This is a genomic window from Shewanella submarina (assembly GCF_042646185.1).
Lineage (GTDB): Bacteria > Pseudomonadota > Gammaproteobacteria > Enterobacterales > Shewanellaceae > Shewanella > Shewanella corallii.
In genome coordinates, this window is sequence record NZ_JBHRTD010000025.1 from 1 (window position 1) to 571 (window position 571).

Here is a 571-nt window from a genome sequence, read left to right on the forward strand (position 1 = left end):
GCCCTGGGCACTGTTGCCGGCAGGATCAGTGACTGTGGCCGTCACGTTCAGTGTGGTGCCGGACGCTGGCGCATCAATGGCCAGATCCAGACCGTTATCCAGCATATCCTGAGTAACCGGGCCGCTGAACAGGGTGTTGCCATCCTGGTCGGTGACCACGATGGTGTCGCCCAGCGCGGTGCCCGCGCCCAGTGCCACAGTGATGTTCACCTGGCCGTCCAGCTCGGCATCATTGATGGTGCCGTCGTTATTGGTGTCTTCGGTGATGGTGACAGTCGGCGCTGCAGGCGCGCCGGTGCCAACGCCGTAATCCAGTACGGCGCTGTCGGAGCCATTGGCGCTGTTGCCCGCCGGGTCAGTGACCGTGGCGGTGACGCTGATGGCGGTGCCGGTGGCCGGCGCGGTCATGGTGACCGGTACGCCGTTATCCAGCATGGCCTGGGTCACGGTGCCGTTAAACAGCTCATTGCCATCCTGGTCAGTAACAATCAGGGTATCGCCGACGGCGGTACCCGCCCCCAGGGTGACAGTGATATTGATGTCGCCGCTGAGCTCAGTGTTGTTGATGTAG

At 63.0% G+C, this 571-nt stretch carries 1 protein-coding gene; it reads right to left on the reverse strand.

Annotated elements, in window-relative coordinates:
- The coding region (locus ACFOE0_RS23210) for a hypothetical protein (protein ID WP_380712898.1) at positions 1-571 on the reverse strand (571 nt) is incomplete at both ends.